The sequence below is a fragment of the Psychroflexus curvus genome (assembly GCF_020164585.1).
Classification (GTDB): domain Bacteria; phylum Bacteroidota; class Bacteroidia; order Flavobacteriales; family Flavobacteriaceae; genus Psychroflexus; species Psychroflexus curvus.
On record NZ_JAIQZF010000001.1, the window covers coordinates 85,116 to 103,889 of the forward strand.

14 protein-coding genes and 1 riboswitch are annotated in these 18,774 nt (G+C 35.9%); of the genes, 7 read left to right on the forward strand and 7 right to left on the reverse strand.

Annotated elements, in window-relative coordinates; genetic code table 11:
* The first annotated feature begins 11 nt into the window (after window positions 1-11).
* Entirely contained in the window at window positions 12-908 is an 897-nt protein-coding gene (locus tag LB450_RS00375) for a Brp/Blh family beta-carotene 15,15'-dioxygenase (protein WP_224485832.1), read from the forward strand.
* On the opposite strand, the gene LB450_RS00380 is transcribed toward LB450_RS00375, so the two are convergent.
* The 3 genes from LB450_RS00380 to LB450_RS00390 are packed head-to-tail and all read right to left on the reverse strand — an operon-like array spanning window position 905 to window position 3,869.
* On the reverse strand, window positions 905-1,714 hold the full coding sequence (locus tag LB450_RS00380; protein WP_224485833.1) for an ABC transporter ATP-binding protein: 810 nt from the start codon (window positions 1,712-1,714) through the stop codon (window positions 905-907). The genes LB450_RS00375 and LB450_RS00380 overlap by 4 nt on opposite strands.
* Before the next feature lie 2 nt (window positions 1,715-1,716).
* Window positions 1,717-2,739: a FecCD family ABC transporter permease gene (locus tag LB450_RS00385; protein WP_224485834.1), complete on the reverse strand. Its 1,023-nt coding sequence runs from the start codon at window positions 2,737-2,739 to the stop codon at window positions 1,717-1,719.
* Entirely contained in the window at window positions 2,736-3,869 is a 1,134-nt protein-coding gene (locus LB450_RS00390) for an ABC transporter substrate-binding protein (protein WP_224485835.1), read from the reverse strand. The genes LB450_RS00385 and LB450_RS00390 overlap by 4 nt, the downstream gene beginning before the upstream one ends.
* A gap of 112 nt (window positions 3,870-3,981) precedes the next feature.
* A riboswitch (cobalamin riboswitch) is annotated at window positions 3,982-4,198 on the forward strand.
* A 61-nt stretch (window positions 4,199-4,259) separates the two neighbouring features.
* Between LB450_RS00390 and LB450_RS00395 the strand changes: the two genes are divergently transcribed.
* From LB450_RS00395 to LB450_RS00415, 5 genes are all read left to right on the forward strand, one after another.
* Window positions 4,260-6,068, forward strand: coding sequence for a TonB-dependent receptor (locus LB450_RS00395; RefSeq protein ID WP_224485836.1), 1,809 nt, complete (start codon window positions 4,260-4,262; stop codon window positions 6,066-6,068).
* A 12-nt stretch (window positions 6,069-6,080) separates the two neighbouring features.
* Window positions 6,081-7,115 (forward strand): YncE family protein, encoded by a 1,035-nt coding sequence (locus LB450_RS00400; RefSeq protein WP_224485837.1) that lies wholly within the window; start codon window positions 6,081-6,083, stop codon window positions 7,113-7,115.
* A gap of 132 nt (window positions 7,116-7,247) precedes the next feature.
* Window positions 7,248-8,537 carry an O-antigen translocase gene (locus tag LB450_RS00405; protein ID WP_224485838.1) on the forward strand — a complete coding sequence of 430 codons (1,290 nt, stop codon included), beginning with the start codon at window positions 7,248-7,250 and terminating at the stop codon, window positions 8,535-8,537.
* Complete coding sequence (locus LB450_RS00410) at window positions 8,534-9,343, forward strand: glycosyltransferase family A protein (RefSeq protein ID WP_224485839.1); 810 nt, start codon at window positions 8,534-8,536, stop codon at window positions 9,341-9,343. Before LB450_RS00405 ends, LB450_RS00410 begins: the two co-directional genes overlap by 4 nt.
* Window positions 9,333-10,916, forward strand: coding sequence for a sulfatase-like hydrolase/transferase (locus LB450_RS00415; RefSeq protein WP_224485840.1), 1,584 nt, complete (start codon window positions 9,333-9,335; stop codon window positions 10,914-10,916). Before LB450_RS00410 ends, LB450_RS00415 begins: the two co-directional genes overlap by 11 nt.
* 2 nt (window positions 10,917-10,918) lie before the next feature.
* On the opposite strand, the gene LB450_RS00420 is transcribed toward LB450_RS00415, so the two are convergent.
* From LB450_RS00420 to LB450_RS00435, 4 genes are read right to left on the reverse strand one after another with little or no spacing between them, the layout of a single operon-like run.
* Window positions 10,919-11,854 (reverse strand): glycosyltransferase family 2 protein, encoded by a 936-nt coding sequence (locus LB450_RS00420; protein ID WP_224485841.1) that lies wholly within the window; start codon window positions 11,852-11,854, stop codon window positions 10,919-10,921.
* On the reverse strand, window positions 11,851-12,741 hold the full coding sequence (locus tag LB450_RS00425; RefSeq protein ID WP_224485842.1) for a glycosyltransferase: 891 nt from the start codon (window positions 12,739-12,741) through the stop codon (window positions 11,851-11,853). The genes LB450_RS00420 and LB450_RS00425 overlap by 4 nt, the downstream gene beginning before the upstream one ends.
* Before the next feature lies 1 nt (window position 12,742).
* Complete coding sequence (locus LB450_RS00430; RefSeq protein ID WP_224485843.1) at window positions 12,743-14,881, reverse strand: M3 family metallopeptidase; 2,139 nt, start codon at window positions 14,879-14,881, stop codon at window positions 12,743-12,745.
* 10 nt (window positions 14,882-14,891) lie between these two features.
* Window positions 14,892-15,578: a cell division ATP-binding protein FtsE gene (locus LB450_RS00435; RefSeq protein ID WP_224485844.1), complete on the reverse strand. Its 687-nt coding sequence runs from the start codon at window positions 15,576-15,578 to the stop codon at window positions 14,892-14,894.
* A 150-nt stretch (window positions 15,579-15,728) separates the two neighbouring features.
* Between LB450_RS00435 and LB450_RS00440 the strand changes: the two genes are divergently transcribed.
* Complete coding sequence (locus LB450_RS00440) at window positions 15,729-18,740, forward strand: tetratricopeptide repeat protein (RefSeq protein ID WP_224485845.1); 3,012 nt, start codon at window positions 15,729-15,731, stop codon at window positions 18,738-18,740.
* Window positions 18,741-18,774: the final 34 nt, after the last annotated feature.

The following is an 18,774-nucleotide window of genomic DNA, read 5'->3' on the forward strand; positions in this document are numbered from 1 at the left end:
TTTTGTAGAATATGAAATTTATAAAGGATAATCTTTCCAGTTCGATAATCGTGTTAACTTTTTTGGCACTAGCAGTACCTGAACTCTTTTCTCAAGAAATTCAGTATGTTATGGCTTTAGTAGGGATCTTTAGTTTTGGTATTTTACATGGTTCCAATGACTTATTTGTCATCGAAAATCTTAGCAGCAACTCTAAACAAAACCAATTTGTTAAATCGTTATCTATTTATTTAGGGGTAGTGCTGACTTTTGTGGCCATATTTTATTTTATTCCGTTTATTGCCTTGCTTGCTTTTGTGTTGATAAGTGGATATCATTTTGGAGAACAGCACTTTCATCATAAAATATCTAACCAAAAGTCAATTTTGGCCTCCTTATTTTATCTGAGTTACGGGTTGCTAGTTTTATTTCTTCTGCTTTATTTTAATAGTAGTGAAGTTATAGCGATTATTGAAGATATGACAAGTTACCTCGTTCCTGAAAAAGTGCTTTTCTATGTACTTCTGTTCTCAATGCTGGGGAGTTTGATTTTATACTTGATTCTTTCAAAAAATAATAAAGCTCTAAGAGCTTCAGCGTTACACAACCTTTTTTACTTCATTTTGTTTTCAGGCTTATTTTATGTGAGCGACGTCGTCTGGGGTTTTGCAGTTTATTTTGTGCTTTGGCACAGTTTGCCGTCTTTGAAAGATCAGGTCAATTCTCTATATGGTACGTTCGATTTAAAAAACTTTTACAAATACTTCAAAAAAGCATTTCCGTATTGGTTGGCTTCGATTATTGGAATGTGCGTGGTGGTCTGGATTTTCAAAGACAGCAAAAATTTCTTATCCCTGCTTTTTGCCTTTATTGCTGCCATCACATTCCCCCACGTGTTCGTTATGAGAAAACTTTTTGATCGTGATTAATCTTCTGAGATTTTCATTTTGAAAGTGCGGGAGTGTTCATCAAAAACAATATAATCTTTAGGAAATAAAGCATCAAATGCTCCTTTTTGAATCAATTCTAAAGGTGATCCATACGTTACTTTATGATTGTCGATTAGAATAATCTTGTCACATAACTGAAGAGCCAAATTGATTTCATGAGAAGCAAAAAGAATGCTTTTTTGAGAGTTTTTTACGATGGATTTCAAAAGTTTTAAAACATAAGCTTTGTGAAACATGTCTAGATGTGTAGTGGGTTCATCCATCAAGATTAGAGCTGTGTCCTGAGCTAAAGCTCTTGCGATCAGTACTTTTTGAAACTGACCATCGCTTAAGGACTCGCATGATTTATCTTTTTTCTGAATTAAATCCACTTGGCTTAAGGCCTGGTTGACTTTTTCAAGATCCTCCTGACTTAAGTTTCCCAGCCAATTGGTGTAAGGATGTCTGCCTAAAGCTACCAGTTCCATGACAGTTAATTGTTTTGAAACGTGCTCATTGGTTAAAACCAAACTCAAAACTGCACCTAAATCTTTCAACGGAAGCTCAGACAATAATTGATGGTTTATCTTTATATCTCCAGATAAAGAAGGAATTTGTCCAGATATAGTTTTTAATAAGGTTGATTTTCCAGAACCGTTAATGCCTATTAAAGCGACCAATTCACCAGCTTTAATCTCAAAATTAATAGCTTCAGCAACAGAAATCACGTCTCTTTTGTCCTTGTAGCCAATGCTTAAAGAAGAAGTGGAAAGCAAAATTTTATCCGGATTAAGTTCAGTAGACATTTTTAAAAATTGAGTTTGCGTTTTCTTAAAAGTAGCCAAATGACAACCGGAGCACCAAATATAGAAGTTACTGCATTGATAGGCAATGTGTTTTCATTTCCTGGGAGTTGAGCAATGACATCACAAATCAACATTAATATCGCCCCGCCTAAAATTACGCTGGGCAACAAAATTCGATGATCGTTGGTTGGGATAAGCTGTCTCACCAGATGAGGCACAGCAAGGCCAACAAAGGCTATTGGTCCCGCAAAGGCGGTGGCACTTCCTGCCAGAATGGACGTAGAAACAATAATTAAAATTCGGTTGCTTTTTAACTCAACTCCCATGCTTTTAGCATAATTTTCTCCAAGGAGCAGGGCGTTTAAATTTTTAAGACAAAATATGGCAAAACCAAGACCAATGAACCAGCAGGATGCTAAAATTCCAACTTCCTGCCAGGATAAATTACCCAAGCTTCCAAAAGACCAAAAGATATAAAGCTGAAGATCATCAGAATTACTGAAATAGGCCAAAACACTAACTACCGCTGAGGTAAGACTGGCTACCATTAATCCAATGATGAGTAAAGTCATCGTGTCTTTAACTCTCTGTGCTGTGGACAAAACCGCTAGCATGACCAAAAGGCTTCCTCCACTTGCAGCCAGAATAATAGCCCATTTGGAAAAGATAAATTCACCTAATATGCCTGATAACAGACCTGCTCCCATAATCAAAAACGCAACGCCAAGGCTTGCGCCACTGCTTAAACCAAGAACGTAAGGCCCGGCTAATGGATTTCTAAATAGAGTTTGCATCAACAAGCCGCTTACCGCCAGTCCAGAACCAATTAAAATAGCCGTTATAGTTTTGGGTAACCTATAATTGACGATGATGTAGTCCCAGGTGGAATTCTCAACTGATAATGCTAGCAGACTTTTTATAATCTCTTTAAAAGGTATAGAAACAGAGCCTAAAGACAAACTCAGTATAATCCCTATGAACAACAGGACAAGTAAAAGAATATGATTTAAAAGTGATTTACTCAATTTTCAAAAGGTTTAAAAAAGGTAAACGCTTCGTTTTCTATAAGTCCTGGGTGAAATATTTTTACAAGGTCCTTCAGTACTAAATCTGGCCTGTTTGGACCTAGTTCATAAAAAAGAACTCCACCGGTTTCACCAGTCGTTAAAGCCATGGTATAAATAGTTCTGTCTTGAAAAGCCTCAAATTCCCGGTAATGAATATTGCTTTCTAAAAGTTGTGAGTAGGAAGTAAACTGAGCTGGAGAAATCCAAAATTCTGCCTCTTTTGCATCTTCTAAAATAGTTTCAAAAGAAAAAGCAGCGCTACCTTTACCTTGGGTATCTTTATATATATAATCAGCATTGGCGTCGTTAAATAACTGAGCCTGCCAACTCGACCCATAAGGTAAATACCAGCGATCCTGGTGCATGGCTCCAGAAATAACTGTAGGTTTCTTCTTTGCTTTTTCAGCTTTTTCTTTCAAAGAGATATAATCAGCTTCAATTTTTTCAAAGGTTTCAACAGAAAGCTCTAATTCACCCAAAAAAGCACCAAAAAACTTAATCCATTCTGCTTTGCCTAACACATCCTTTTCCAGCCAGTCCCCGTTATAAACCACAGGAATTCCAGATTTCTGGATTTGATTGAGTGTTTTATTCCGACCTTCAATAGCAAAACTAAACACAACATCTGGTTTTACAGAAAGTAAAATTTCAGTATTGAGGGCTTCATTTTTTCCTAGCTCTTTCACCTCTCCAGCATCGATTAAAGTTCTGGCTTCTACAGATGAAATGAAATCCAGATTAGGGAAACCTACGAGTTTATCTATTTTATTTAAGGTAATAAGCGATGGTATATGAGTTGTAGAAGTGGTGACTAGTTTTTCTATGGGCAGCTGGATAAGCGCATCATAAGCTATATGTTCTGGAACGCCTTTATCCTTATCAACAAGTAAATAAACTAATTCTTTTTCAGCGTTTTGCCAGGGAGAGTGTACGATAAGCTTGGTGAATTTCGGGTAGATATGGATAGAAAATCCATTGGCGTATTTGATTTCAACTTCAGTATAATGTTCGTCTTCGTTAACCGATTTATCTGCTTTTTTGCAGGCAAAAAAGCTTAAGGCGATCAAAAAACAGACTAGTGGCTTCATTCGGATAAAGTTTTAAGCAAAAGTATGATTAATTATTTTGAATGTATTCTATTCAAAATTCAGTTCTCCAAAATTAAATTCAGAATACTAATAATTTCTTTAAGAAATGTTTATTTTTGTAATGCATTTTGGTTCTCAAGGGTTATTTCAACTTTTGAAGATTAAAAGGGAATTTCGTTTAAATCGGAAGCTGTTCCCGCAACTGTAAGCTGAGTACGCCATGTGCGTATGCTTTGTTCCTCAACTTCGTAACCACTGTTCGTCTATGGCGAATGGGAAGGTTGAATAAAGACGCAAGCCAGGAGACCTGCCTCAATGTGTAAATTTTAAACAAAGACTTTCGGGATAAGGGTCTAGTGGTGTATGAAGTATTCGATAAGTTTTTGCGTCATGGCGTGTCTTTGCACAACGCTGGGTTTCGCACAGTTAGATTCCATCCAGAGACTGGATGAAGTGTTTGTTGTAGATCGCCAAATCAATAGGTTTTCTACAGGACAGCTTTTGTTTACATTATCCATCTCAACATTACAGGATTCGCCTGGTACGCTTACTGATATTCTAGAGCAAAACACGCCTATTTTCTTCAAACAAAATGGATATGGCATGGTCTCTTCGCCTACTTTTCGCGGAACGACTGCTCAGCAAACGGCTGTGGTCTGGAATGGATTCAATATCAATTCCCAGTTTAATGGACAAACCGATTTCAATACCTTACTCGTGGATGGGTTCGATGAAATTTCAGTCAGGCCCGGCGGTGGAAGTGTTATTTATGGAACAGGAGCGATAGGAGGGAGCATCCACCTCAAAAATGAATTGAGGTTTGATGGGGAGACCAATGCCATCTTAAGCGCTAGGGCGGGTAGTTTTTCAACCTATCAAAATTTACTTAAGGCTTCTACATCCAATGAAAAATGGAGTTTGTCTTTTGCCTTATCTCGGTTGTCTTCTGAAAATGATTATGACTGGCCTGGGACATCTCGACAAAACTTAAATGGTGCATTCGAGCATTATAATGTCAATTTGAGTCTGGCCAGAAAACTGAATCAGAACAATAGAATCACTTACCATAGTATGTATTTTAACGGTGATAGAAATTTCTCGCTCCTGTTTCCGTCAGACCCCTCTTCCAGTTATTTTAATGAAGACCATCGTCATCTTCTGGAATGGGAAAGTGAGTTTTCTGAAGTGACTTCAGTGTTAAAACTTGCTTTTTTTGATGAGTACTTTCAATATACCCCAGATTCCAGAACATCAAGGTCAACAGGAGCAAGGGCACAAACTACTTTAGCTCGTTACAGTCTGTTTTATTCTTACAAAGCCTTCGACTTTAATGTGCTTAGTGAATTTAATTACAGCAGTGCCAGCGGAAACAATGTCTTATCTGAAAGTAGAAGTATTGCAAGTTTGGCATTTCTAGCCAAGCATCACTGGAAAAATTTGACCTCAGAAGTAAGTTTACGACAAGACTATTCTGATGTGTATGACAGCCCATTTTTATTCAGTTCAGGCTTCAATTATGAGGTTTCGGATAGGCTGACTGCCAAAGTCAATGTCTCTAAAAATTTTAGAATACCGACGTTTAATGATTTGTATTGGGAAGGGAGCGGAAGAACCGATTTACGACCTGAAACTTCGAATCAGGTAGAAGCTTCGGTTGTTTTATCTGATGTTCAAAGCAAACATCAGTTGTCTTTTACAGGCTATTATAATGACATCTCCAATCTTATTCGGTGGGTCCCCAATTCGAGCAACATCTGGCAACCCGAGAATGTAGACGAGGTCGAAACTTACGGCCTGGAAGCGAATCTTTCTACTCAGTTGGAGTGGGGAATGCATACATTCAACTTAAGCTCTCTTTATGCATATACCATTTCAGAAAATAAAAAAACAGGTTATCAGCTTACCTATGTTCCCAAACATAAATGGACGACAAGTTTAACTTATAAAATCGACAGATTTTCAGTGAATCTTCAAAATTTATACAATGGCGAAGTTTTTACAAGAACCGATAATTCTGCAGATGACATTTTACAGGATTATTTGCTTTGGAACGCAGGGATATCCTACGAATTTCCAAAGCTCCAAAATTTAAAACTCTCCGCTCAGGTTAGAAATAGCGGAGATGAGGCTTACCAAACTCAAGAAAATCGACCTATGCCAGGCAGACATTTTTTTATTCAAACCCAAATCAAATTTTAAAACCCAAATTCAATGAACACGTATTCAAAGTTATTTTTATTAGTCCTATCAGTATTCCTTATTTCTTGCAGTGATGACGACGATAATCTACCAGTAATTCCAGACGGAGATTATTTTGATGGAACGCTTATCTTAAATGAAGGTGGAAGCGCAGGTGGTTCGGTTTCCTTTTTGAGCTCAGACTTGCAACAACTCTCAAATTCTATATTTGAAGAGGTTAACCCTAATACAGGGCTGGGGTTATTTCTACAATCTATTTTCTTTGATGATGACAAAGCATTTATCATTGCCAACGGTTCCAATTTAATCACCGTTGTGAATAGATATACTTTTGAATTGCTAGGAAATGTAGATGCGGGACTTAGTGTTCCAAGATTCGGAACAGTTCACAATGGTAAGGCTTATGTGACCAACCTGGCTGCTTTTGATTCAGATCAGGATGATTTTATCGCTATCATCGATATCGAAACTTTAGAGGTTGAAGAAACTGTCGTTGTGGGAGCTGTAGCAGAGCATATAGTTAGTTTTAACGATGACTTATTTATCCAAAACGCTGCATTTGGTTTTGGAAATCAAATCTCTAAATTTAATATTGCTTCAAGCTCAATAACTGAGACCTTGCAGGTGAGTTCTGGTCTTAATTCTATGCAAGTTTATAATCAGAGCCTGTATACGTTGGATTCTGAAGGTGTCAAAGTAATAAATCCTTCCACGTTTACGGTTGAAAATCAAATCGCTAAACCTGAAGGCTTAGAGTCTGTAAATAACTTAAGAGTTGAAAATGACCAGTTTTACTATACCTCAGGAACAGCAGCCTATACTTCACCTACCTCAGCAACTGAACTTTTTTCAGAATTCATTTTTGATTATGGAAGCACTTCAACCTTCGGTTCATTCTATGGATTTGAAGTTAATGATGACCGGATTTATGTTGGCGACGCAGGTGATTTTGCTTCCAACGGAAGCGTTTTTGTCTATTCAATTACCGGTGAACTTCTCACCGAAAAGGCAGTTGGAATAGCTCCTAATAGTTTTTATTTTCAATAACATTTTTTATCGAGTTTAAAAAACAGCTTTATGCAGAAATGTATAAAGCTGTTTTTAGTTAGTGGGGTTTAGTTTTTTAAACAAACTCTATTTAAAAATTGTAATTTCGATTTTGAACAATCAATTCATAGCGTGCTAAAACGTTTCAAAACCGTAATCCAGCAATCCCCATTATTGAAGGTGACTTCCTTCAATAGTTTCTCTGTGGTTATCAAAATGATGACTGGACTTGGTGTCTCTAAACTTACAGCTGTTTTTCTTGGACCTCAGGGCCTGGCATTCATAGGGAATATGAGAGATGCGCTTGAGCTTTTCCATAAATTTTCCAGTGCAGGCTTAGCCAATGCAGCAGTGAAGTATTCAGCTGAAAACAAATCAAATTCCAAAGCCTTTTCTTCCTTTTTATCTACCCTGGTATGGTCTGGAATACTAGCCTGTACCCTGGTCATGGCCATTATTTTTTTCTTTTCTGAATTTATTAACGCGTTTATTTTTGGCTCTAGAGATTTTGTTTTCATCATTCGTGTGATGGCTTTTGTCTTGCCACTTCATGTGATGAATATCTATTTGATGTCTTTTTTGAAAGGGTTTAGTGAATTCAGCAAGGTCATTAAAATCAATATAGCGTCTCATTTATTAAATTTTCTGTTGTTTGCCATTCTGGTTTTTGCTTTGGATTTGAAAGGGGCCATTCTTTCTGTAGTTTTAGTTCCCTCGGTCATGCTTGTTTTTACCTTACACCATGTTCGAGTTTATTTTGGTAGGCTCAATTCCTTTTCTTTACGTGAGTTTTCTTCACCCATGCTTAAGAATCTGGGTCAGTTTGCCTTTATGACACTGATTTCCAGTGCAAGCTTCCCGCTGGTATTTTTAGGTATAAGGAATTTCATAATTAATAATCTGGGAGAAGTGGAGGCTGGGTTTTGGGAATCTATGATGAGAATATCCAATTATTATTTGCTGTTTGTGCTGTCCCTGCTTAATTTATATATCCTTCCAAAACTGGCTGAAGCTCAAACTAAAAAAGGATTTAGAGACATTATTTTTTCATTTTACAAACAGATTTTACCCTTGTTTGTTTTAGGTTTAATTGTTGTTTACTTGTTAAGAGATTTGATTGTCCGTTTAATTTTTTCAGAAGAATTTCTGCCGGCAGCAGACTTGTTTTTGTGGCAAATGCTGGGTGATTTTTTTAGAGTTTTGGCCTTGGTGATGGTTTACCAGTTTCATGCTAAGAAGATGATGTGGCATTATATTTTAACCGATTTATTTTTAGCTTTAGGATTGTATGTTTCGGCAGTATATTTTATACCCGAAGTCGGTTTAGAAGGGGTGGTGATCGGGCACGCATTGACTTACTTGATTTATTTCGTAATTATTTTATCGATATTTAGTAAGACTTTATTTTTCCATAGAGCATGAAACGAGACTTAGAAATATTGATTTCAACCATGAACAGAAAAGATTTGTCTTTTCTTGATTCAATGTTTCCAGATTTAAATACGTCGCTGTATTCGATTTTGATTATCAATCAGACTCAACATGAGGAAGACCTGGTTTCCTTCAATCCGAAGATTCGAGCGATAAATTCCAGGGAGTTTGGTTTAAGCAAAAGTCGAAATCTGGCTATCGAAAATGCAGTGGGTGAAATTTTACTAATTGCAGATGATGATATTATTTATCTTAAAGGATTCGAAGAAACTATATATGAAGCGTATAGGAACTACCCTGAAGCTACATTAATTTCTTTTCAGTTTTTGAATGCCGCCAGAAACTTAGCTAAGTTGTATCCAAAACGAGAAGGTTATCTAACATCTTCAAAGCGACCTTTATCTTCAGTGGAAATAAGTTTTAAAAGAAGGGATGTCATATCTTTTGGTATTAGGATGGATGAGCGTTTTGGACTTGGGTCGATATTTCCCTCAGGAGAGGAACAACTTTTTAAAAGTGCTATCCTACAAAACAACCTTAAGACCGCTTATGTCGCGGAAACTCTGTTGATTCATCCCGGGAAAACTTCAGCCTCTTGTCTTGAAAGTGAAAAGTCAATCGAAGCCACTACCGCCCAAAAATATATGCTTTACAATAACTGGACGTATTTGTGGTTAGTGAAGTATGTGTTTTTTCTTTTCAGACATAATTATATTTCTTTTTTTGAACAAATTAAAGCTTATAGTGTAGGTGTGAAAGCTATTTCAAAATTTAAAAAAATTGAGAATGAAGGTTAATCTAAAGCATTATATTATTTGGTTAACACCTTTAATAGTTTCTCTGCTTATACAGGGTTTTAGTTTTGGCTGGAATAGAGTTGTACTAGGTAATGCTTTAGAGAACTTTTGTGCTTTACTAATTTTAGTTTCTATCTCATTGCTTTTCAAACCTTGGCTTGGACGAATTTTTCAGTATGTTTTTTTTGTTTTTTGGAGCCTTAGTTGTCTTATCGAAACCATCTATTATTTTATTTTTAAAGCGAACCTGAGTGCTTCCTCCATTTATGTTTTGCTTGAAACTAATCTAGCAGAATCTAATGAATTCATTGAGTTTTATCTGAATCCGGCAATTCTAATAATGATAATTGGATATCTGTTTTTTATAGTTTTATTTTTTCTTTGGAGACCTATTTTAGTAGTGTACGGGTCAACTTTTAAAAGAAGGATTCCACCGGTCTTGATCATAATCTTTTCAGTTTTTTTTCTTTTTCAAACAGGATTTATACAATATAATTTAGCCTATTTAACTTTAAAATCCATCACTGAATATATTGAAGAATATAAGAAAATTGAATCTTTTAATATAGATCGACCAAAAGTTGATATAGAAGGGTTTAGATTTAATGATAGTATCAAAAGAGCAACTTATGTTTTTACTCTAGGCGAATCTACTACTAGAAATAGATTGAGTATATACGGTTATTCCAGAAATACGACACCTTACCTTCAAAGTATTAAAAGTGATCTGCTGATTTATGATAATGTTATAAGCCCTAATGCTTTTACAATAGGTTCTTTGGAAAAAGTATTAACATTAAATGGGTTAAGTAGCGAAAATGATTTTTCAATTATTCAATTAATGAATCAGGCTGGCTTTAAGACTTTTTGGTTATCAAATCAAAGGCCCATTGGAGAATATGAAAGTTTAGTCACAAAAATAGCTTCTGCAAGTGATACTTATCAAATTAAAAATACTGCATTAGATGGAAGTATTACGCCTTACGATGAGGTTTTGATTCCGTTATTAGAAGAAGCTTTAGAGGATGAAGCCCCTTTGAAGTTTATCGTTTTACACCCTCTGGGTACACATATGAAATACTCTGATAGGTATCCAGATTCTTTTAACAAATTTAAAGGGCAAAGCTTTTCCAATTTTAATCATTCTCGTGCTCATGAATTATCCAATGCTTATGATAATTCTATTGTTTACCATGATTATTTTTTAAAAAAAGTGCATCAGAAATTGATATCTTTAGAGGAACCTTCTTATTTGCTATATTTATCAGATCATGGAGAAGAAGTCTTTACTGAAATTGATTTTGCCGGTCATATAGATGATAATCCAACAAAATCCATGTATGAAATCCCCTTTTTCTTATGGATGAATCCCGAATTCGAAAAAGTGAAATCCATCGGATTTAATTTGAGCAGACCATACACTATAAAACACTTTATGCATAGTTTCTCTGACTTAAACGGCATAAGATTCAAAACGTTTAATCCTGAAAAGAGTATTTTCTCTAAAGACTACAAAACGCCTAAAAGGATCATAGGTGATAAACTCGACTTTGATACTTATTTTAAAAACTGAACTTATTTAAAAGGGCTTTTATAAATTTTCTTCTGAATTAATTTTTGTTGAAATGATTTCAGTGTTCTCAAAATGAATCCTGAAGAATTGAAGAGAAGTTTTTGCTTAAAATTGAGATTAGATAGGTCAATATCGTGTTGAAGTTCCTTGAAAAGCTCATTGTCTCCCTTCATTTTTGCCTGTATGCCCAGAGAAAACCTATTGATATCCATATACTTCTTCAACCAGGCATTTCTTTTTTCTTCAGATGTATGCTTGTTGATATAAGCAAGTTTATCTCTTAATCCAGTCATATCCGAAAGGTTATTTTCTGTAGTTCTATGATACCTCATAGTGACTTTAGGATTGAAGGCTATCTTAGCCTTTAGGCCAAATTTTACAATCAGATCAATATCCTGACCCGATTTTATTTGTGTATCGAAACCACCAACTTTGTTAAAAATGCTTGTGGTAAACGAGAGGGCAGAAGTCCAGGCCAAAGGGTCTATTAAACTGGCTTTAAAATAATTTTCTATATACATTGGTTTTGATTTTACTTCAGTCGAAAACGACGCTTGTTTTAAATAGGTTTTATCCAGTAAAATCTCATAGTTGGTGCAAACTACGTTAGCTTTAGAGCATGCTTCAATGGTGTTTTGTAATTTGTCTAGATGGTTTGGATACCAATAATCGTCAGCGTCGAGTAGGGCTATCCATTCGTATTTAGAAACTGCAATTCCTTTATTTCTGGCAGCAGAAGCTCCTTGATTTTCCTGAGATAGGAGTCGAATTCTGGGATCTTCAAATTTCTCGACGATCTTTTCACTTCCATCTGTGCTTCCATCATTAACAATGATAATTTCAAATTCCTGATGTGTTTGCTGCAAGATGCTTTTAAGGCAATTTTGAATATAATTGACTTTGTTATAAAGTGGTATGATGATAGAAAATGAAATCATTTATCCTGAAATTGCTTAGAAAAATAATAGAGCTTATACACATTAAACCAAAACAGACGGGGCTGTTTTGAAATTAAGTGCTTTCTGATTTTATGTTGAAACGGGTCCAAGGCAATTAAGAATAGGGGCAGGGTTCGGGTAGATTTCATTTTGAAATACAGTCGGGATAGGGACGTGGCGTTTTCAGAAATTTTCTGTCTGTCGATTAAATCCTTAAGCGTGAGTAGAGCTGTTTCAGTCTTGATCAGGAATTCTGCTGAGGTTTCAAGACCTTTATGAACGACAGGATTATCCAAATGACAAACACCTAGGTTTTTGGCTTTAAGTTCTTCAGAAAAAACAAGATCCTCATAGCCGTAACTGGTCAATTCTGCATCAAAAATAGGTTGTTGAAAAGCTGATTTATCAATAAGTAAATTGGAAACTAAAACCTCATATTTATAGGTTTCTTTTCTGATTTTAACAGATTTAGCTTCGCGTTTATGCCCGTATAGCCATCTCAGTAGCTGAGAAGTCTGTGGAGGTTCATCTGCATAGGTCAGTCCTCCGTAAGCTACTTTACAGTTGTGTTCTATCGCTTTGAGATAGGAACTCATAAAGTTTTTCCTCAAGGGAATCACGTCATTGTCCAGAAGCAGGACATAGTCAAATCTTGCAGTTCTGATGAGGGTATTCAAATTATTGGATCGACCCAGATTGGATTGATTTTTCCAATAGGTCAAATTCGGAAATCCGGAGAGCTTTTCTTCCTCTAGGTTCTCTCCCTGAGGGTCATCATCAGAAATAAGAATCTCATAAGTAAGATCCAGTTTTTGACACTGTTCATTTATTTCATAAACAATATCGAAAACCGGATCCCTGTATGTTCTTATAAGAATGGATAGCATACTATCCTTTTGGAACGGGGAAGCCTCTATCTCTCATCAAAGCATTTATTTCTGCATCACGTCCTCTAAACTGTCTGTAAGCTTCAGCCGGATCTACTGCATTTCTAGGTGCAAAGAGAAATTTCACCAGTTTTTCAGATAAACCTTCATCATAAAATCCTCCTTCTGCTTCGTTAAAGGCTTCAGCAGCATCGGAGGTCAGTACATCGGCCCATAAATACCCATAATAGCCAGTAGCATAACCTTCACCCGAAAAGACATGTCCAAAATGTGGACTGCGATGGCGCATGACCAACTCTTCTGGCATACCCAGTTCGTCTAAAGTTTCCTTCTCAAAGGTTTTGGGATCTATTTCACTTGGATCTGTGGTATGGTACTTCATATCCATGATAGCAGATGCCAAAAATTCTGTGGTGGCGAAGCCTTGGTTAAATTTAGAGGCATTTTTAATTTTTGTCACCAGTTCGCTTGGCATTGGTTCACCTGTTTTGTAATGTTTCAGGTAATTATTGATGACTTCGTCTGTATAAATCCATCTTTCCAAAAGTTGAGATTGAAATTCGGTATAATCTCTGACTCCGCCGTTAAGCGTTGGGTATTTCACATCTGCACTTAAGAAATGCAGCGCATGCCCAAATTCATGAAAAAAGGTTTCAGCATCGTCCCAGGACACCAGAATAGGTTCATTTTTAGCAGCTTTTACAAAATTTGAATTGTTAGAAGCCAGTACATTGGTTTCACCATCAAAAGTTGTGTAAGAACGGTAAGTTGTTGCCCAGGCTCCAGAACGTTTGCCTTTTCTAGCATAAGGATCTAGATAAAATACACCAATATGACTGCCATCTGATTTTTGAGTGACCTCATATACTTTTACATCTTCATGAAAGACAGGAACACTGCCGTCTGTAATTTCTGAAAATTCAAAATCAAATAATCTTCCTGCCACATAAAAAATAGCATCGGTGAGGTTCTCTAAAACCAGGTATTGTTTAACTTCTTCAGAATCTAAATCATATTTTTCCTGTCTCACTTTCTCAGCGTAAAACCTGTAGTCCCAGGGTTTAATTTCAATATCAGCTTTTTCTTCATCAGCGATTTTCTGCATATCCTGAACCTCTTCTTCAACTCTTGCTATGGCAGAAGGCCACACAGCCATCAATAAATCCATGGCGTTTTCAGGGTTTTTCGCCATTCTGTTTTGAAGTCTCCATTGAGCAAAATTATCGTGCCCTAGAAGTTCTACACGCTCATCTCTCAAGGTTAATATCTCTTTTATAAGCTTATTGTTATCGTATTCATCGGCATTGTCTCCACGTGAATAGTAATTTTTCCAAACCTTTTCTCTCAGCTCTCTTTCTTCGGAATAGGTGAGAAAAGGATCCATAGACGATCTGGTGTTTACGATGGCATACTGTTCTGGTTTGCCTTGCTGTTCAGCTTCTTTTTTGGCCGATTTGATAAAAGAATCCGGTAATCCTTCCAGTTGATTTTCGTTTAAGAAAGTAACATAGTTCTCTTCATCATGAAGAATGTTGTTAGAGAAATCTGTATAAAGTTTGGATAATTCCTTGTTGATTGCGGCATAGCGCTCTTTTCCTTGTTTGTCTAAGTTGGCTCCGTTCATCTCGAAAGACTTATATACCAAATTGACCACTCTTTGCTCTTGGGGCTCAAGACTTTTTTCCAAACTAGTGTCATAAACAGTTTTTATCCTTTTGAATAGCTTTTCGTTTTGACGAATTTTTGACTGATACTCAGATAATTTTGGAGATAATTTTTGCTGAATTTCTCTAAATTCTTCAGAAGAGAGGTTACTGCTCCATATACCGTAATAGGTATAGACTCTGTCCATCAATTTGCCAGCCCTTTCCATGGCTTCGATGGTATTTTTAAAAGTGGCAGGTTCATTTGCATTTGCTATGTCTTCAATCTCTTGAAGGTGTTTTTCTATTGCGTAATCCATGGCTGGTTCCAGGTCTTCAAGTGTCATGGATTCGAAATTGGGAACCCCTTCAAAAGGCCCCTCCCATTCTTTAAGAAGCGTATTTTCTGCCATTATTTTATCTTTAGATTCTTCTTGTTTACAGGCCAAACTTAGCGTAAGTAAACCCAATACAATTAATTTCAAACTGGTTTTCATTCTATTTGATTTAGTGTTGTTGTTTTTGAACGACCTCAAAAAGACGCTGCCCGTCACATTTCAAGGTTTTGGATGGGTATTTTAATAACAAGGCGTAATCGTGAGTAGCCATTAAGATGGTGTTTCCATTGGCATTTATTTCTTGTAAAACCTGCATAACCTCGACGGATGTCTGTGGATCTAGGTTACCTGTAGGCTCATCAGCAAGAATAAGTTCGGGATCATTGAGCAGGGCTCGTGCAATAGCAACGCGCTGTTGTTCTCCTCCAGAAAGTTGATAAGGAAATTTAAAACTTTTGGTCTTCATACCTACTTTATCCAAGACTTCATCAATTTTTTTATCCATTCTTGACTTGTCTTTCCATCCGGTAGCTTTTAAAACAAAAATCAGGTTTTCCTTTACGTTCCTGTCATTCAGTAGCTTAAAATCCTGAAATACAACACCAAGTTTTCGCCTTAAGAAAGGAATCTGTTTTTCTTTAAGATTCTGCAATTCGATTCCTACAATTTGACCATAACCACTTTGTAAAGGTAAATCTCCATAAAGGGTCTTCATAAAGCTACTTTTACCAGTTCCTGTTTTACCAATAAGGTAAACGAATTCTCCTTTTTGAATTTCGATATTGACATTGGACAAAATAAGTGTTTCTCTTTGAAAAATACTGGCGTCACTGAGTTCTAGAATGGTTTCTGGCATGGGCGTAAAAAAAAATTAGAGATCATAAATATAGGATTATTTAGTTGAGCATGAAAAATCATTTTCTGGATGAGTTATAATTAAAAAAAAGCTTCACCGTTATATGTATATATAATTTTATCTTTGATTGTTACTTAAAAACGTATACCAATGCCCAAAATTTTATTAACACTCATCTTGTTTGCTTTCGTTTCTGCTCAGTCTCAGCAAACACAAAGATTTGTAGATGTACTTGGAGAATACCAGGAAGCACTTCATTTATATGAACAAAATCAATTTGACGCCTCAAGCAAAGCTTTTCGTAAAATTTATTCTGAATTAGATAGCGATCAACTGAAGGCCAATGTTGATTATTATTTGGCAAAATGTGCTATTGAACTTAATCAGCCTGGAGCTGACGAGTTGATGGAGAATTTTATTCTTAATAATCCTACCAGCTTAAAAACAAACAAGGCATATCTTGAAGTGGGTAACTATTATTTTCAGAATAGAGATTTTTTGAAAGCAAATAAATGGTTAAGCAAGGTAAACACGAGTTCATTATCAAGAAATGAGTTAAAAACCTATCAGTTTAATTATGCCTATACCAATTTCAGATTAAAAAATTATCAAAAAGCTCAGCAGCTTTTTGAAAATGTAAGAAATGACAAAGAATACGGTGCTCAGGCAAAATATTATATCGGTTTTATTGCTTATGAAGAAAATGAATATGAATCTGCTTCAGAATTGTTTGATCAAGTTAAAAGGGAAGGCATAAGAGGAAATAATATTTCATATTTCCAAAGTGATATGAACTTCAAATTGGGGAATTTTGAAAAAGCTATAGAATTAGGTAAAGAACAACTTCCCAAATCGAATGCTCATGAGCGTTCTCAGCTCAATAAAATCATAGGAGAAAGTTATTTCAACCTGAAACAGTATTCGAATGCAATTCACTATTTAAAAGAATACAGAGGGGACAGGGGAAAGTGGAATAACACGGATTATTACCAGCTTGGTTACGCTTATTATGAGACTGGGGACTATGAATCTGCCGTTGAAGAATTTTCTAAAATCATTGATGGAAAAGACTTTGTTGCTCAGAATGCTTACTATCATTTAGCAAAAGCTTATCTAAGGACAGATAAGAAAACACAGGCTCTCAATGCTTTTAAGAATGTTTCAGAAATGAATTTTGATGATGAATTGAAAAAGGATGCGTTTTTAAATTATGCCAAATTGAGTTACGAGATAGGAAACAGTTATCAATCTGTACCAGAGGTTCTTCAAACCTATATAGAAACCTATCCAGATTCTAAAGAGGTGGATGTGGTTAAAAACCTCTTAATCGATTCATACTTGACCTCTAAAAATTATTTGAAAGCCATCTCAATGTTGGAAGGCAGCAAAGCCTACGATAACAAATTAGCTTTACAAAAGGTGGCTTATTACTATGCTATTGAACTATTTAAGGATAATCAACTCATAGAAGCTAAGCAGTATTTCAATACATCTTTAGCTCAGCGACTGGACCCAGAATATACCGCAAAAGCAACTTTTTGGAAAGCAGAAGTTGATTATGCTTTAGGTGATTACGAGATGGCACTCGTAGGTTATAAGGAGTTTAAAGGAATGACATCTGCAAAGAAATTGCCAGAATATTATTCAATTGATTATAACATAGCTTATTCTTATTTCAAGACCAAGAATTATAGACTGGCGGCTTCTTTTTTTGAAGATTTTATTAAAGTGGAAAGACCCTCACAACGACTTCATGATGCTTATGTAAGATTGGGAGATGCCAGGTTTGCGCTTGGTCAATACTGGCCAGCCATGGAAGCTTACAACAGCGCAATTGCAATGAGAAATTATAAAAGTGATTATGCTTTCTTCCAAAAAGCGTACAGTTATGGATTTGTAGATAGAAATGAACAGAAAATGGAAAGCTTGAATGCTTTTATAAACAAATATCCTAATTCGATTTATGTTGACGATGCCTTGTATGAGCTAGGGAATACGTATGTAGCTGAAAATAAAGACCAACAAGGCATTAAGGCTTACCAACGTATCATATCTAATTACAAGCAAAGTTTGTATTACCCAAAGGCACTTTCGAAACAAGCTTTAATTTATTTCAACAAAGAGAATTACAACGAAGCTCTGTCTAAGTTTAAGCAGCTGGTGAGTGAATTCCCGAATACTGAAGAGGCGTTACAGGCTGTGCAAACCGTTCGTTTAATCTACATTGAGTTGAATGAAATTGATCAGTATGCAAGTTGGGTCAATACTTTAGATTTTGTGGAAGTAGCAGACTCAGATATTGAAGAAGCCACTTATGAGGCTGCAGAAAACAAATTTTTAAACAATGACACTCAAAAGGCGATTTCAGGGTTTAAGACCTATCTTAAAGAGTTTCCTAATGGAAGGAACAGCCTGAACTCAAATTTTTATCTAGCTCAGTTGCTTTATAATGAAGGTAATGTTCAAGAATCACTTCCTTATTACGTAGCAGTAATTAACAGAAGTTCTAATGAGTATACTGAAGAGTCTTTGAGACGATTATCGCAGATTTATCTATCCAATGAAAATTATGATGAGGCTATCAAAACTTTATCTCGACTGGAGACCGAAGCTAGTTTTTCTCAAAATATTCTTTTCGCTCAATCTAATTTAATGAAAGCTTATTATGAAATTGAAAACTTTGATGAAGCGATAGCTTATGCTGAATTGATTTTATCTAAAAATATAAGTGATGAAGAAATCTTAAGCGATGCCAAGATATTTATAGCTCGTGCTTCGCTTCAAGTTGGTGATGAAGAACGTGCAGAATCAGCTTATGAAGAGGTCTCGGAAATGGCTACAGGAAAATTGAAAGCAGAAGCTTTGTACTACGACGCTTATTTCAAAAATAAATCTGAAGACTACGAAGCATCCACAGCGGCAGTCCAAGACCTTACTAAAAATTATTCTCGCTACAGAGAGTTTGGTGTGAAGGGATTATTGCTGATGGCCAAAAATTTCAATGCCCTGGGAGATAACTACCAAGCGACTTACATTCTTGAAAATATTATCAAAAATTTCCAATCCTATCCTGAAATTATTTCAGAAGCTGAAGATTTGCTTCAAAGCATCAAAGCTGATGCGGCAGAAACCAACTCTTCCGTAGAAATAGATCAGAATTAATTTAAAATTCATTCAAATAAAAAAGCCCTCAATT

Excerpts from the sequence above, each read along its gene's own strand:
- LB450_RS00375 (WP_224485832.1), top strand. The coding sequence starts at position 12 with ATGAAATTTATAAAGGATAATCTTTCCAGTTCGATAATCGTGTTAACT.
- LB450_RS00380 (WP_224485833.1), bottom strand. The coding sequence starts at position 1,714 with ATGTCTACTGAACTTAATCCGGATAAAATTTTGCTTTCCACTTCTTCT.
- LB450_RS00390 (WP_224485835.1), bottom strand. The coding sequence starts at position 3,869 with ATGAAGCCACTAGTCTGTTTTTTGATCGCCTTAAGCTTTTTTGCCTGC.
- LB450_RS00395 (WP_224485836.1), top strand. The coding sequence starts at position 4,260 with ATGGCGTGTCTTTGCACAACGCTGGGTTTCGCACAGTTAGATTCCATC.
- LB450_RS00400 (WP_224485837.1), top strand. The coding sequence starts at position 6,081 with ATGAACACGTATTCAAAGTTATTTTTATTAGTCCTATCAGTATTCCTT.
- LB450_RS00410 (WP_224485839.1), top strand. The coding sequence starts at position 8,534 with ATGAAACGAGACTTAGAAATATTGATTTCAACCATGAACAGAAAAGAT.
- LB450_RS00415 (WP_224485840.1), top strand. The coding sequence starts at position 9,333 with ATGAAGGTTAATCTAAAGCATTATATTATTTGGTTAACACCTTTAATA.
- LB450_RS00420 (WP_224485841.1), bottom strand. The coding sequence starts at position 11,854 with ATGATTTCATTTTCTATCATCATACCACTTTATAACAAAGTCAATTAT.
- LB450_RS00425 (WP_224485842.1), bottom strand. The coding sequence starts at position 12,741 with ATGCTATCCATTCTTATAAGAACATACAGGGATCCGGTTTTCGATATT.
- LB450_RS00430 (WP_224485843.1), bottom strand. The coding sequence starts at position 14,881 with ATGAAAACCAGTTTGAAATTAATTGTATTGGGTTTACTTACGCTAAGT.
- LB450_RS00435 (WP_224485844.1), bottom strand. The coding sequence starts at position 15,578 with ATGCCAGAAACCATTCTAGAACTCAGTGACGCCAGTATTTTTCAAAGA.
- LB450_RS00440 (WP_224485845.1), top strand. The coding sequence starts at position 15,729 with ATGCCCAAAATTTTATTAACACTCATCTTGTTTGCTTTCGTTTCTGCT.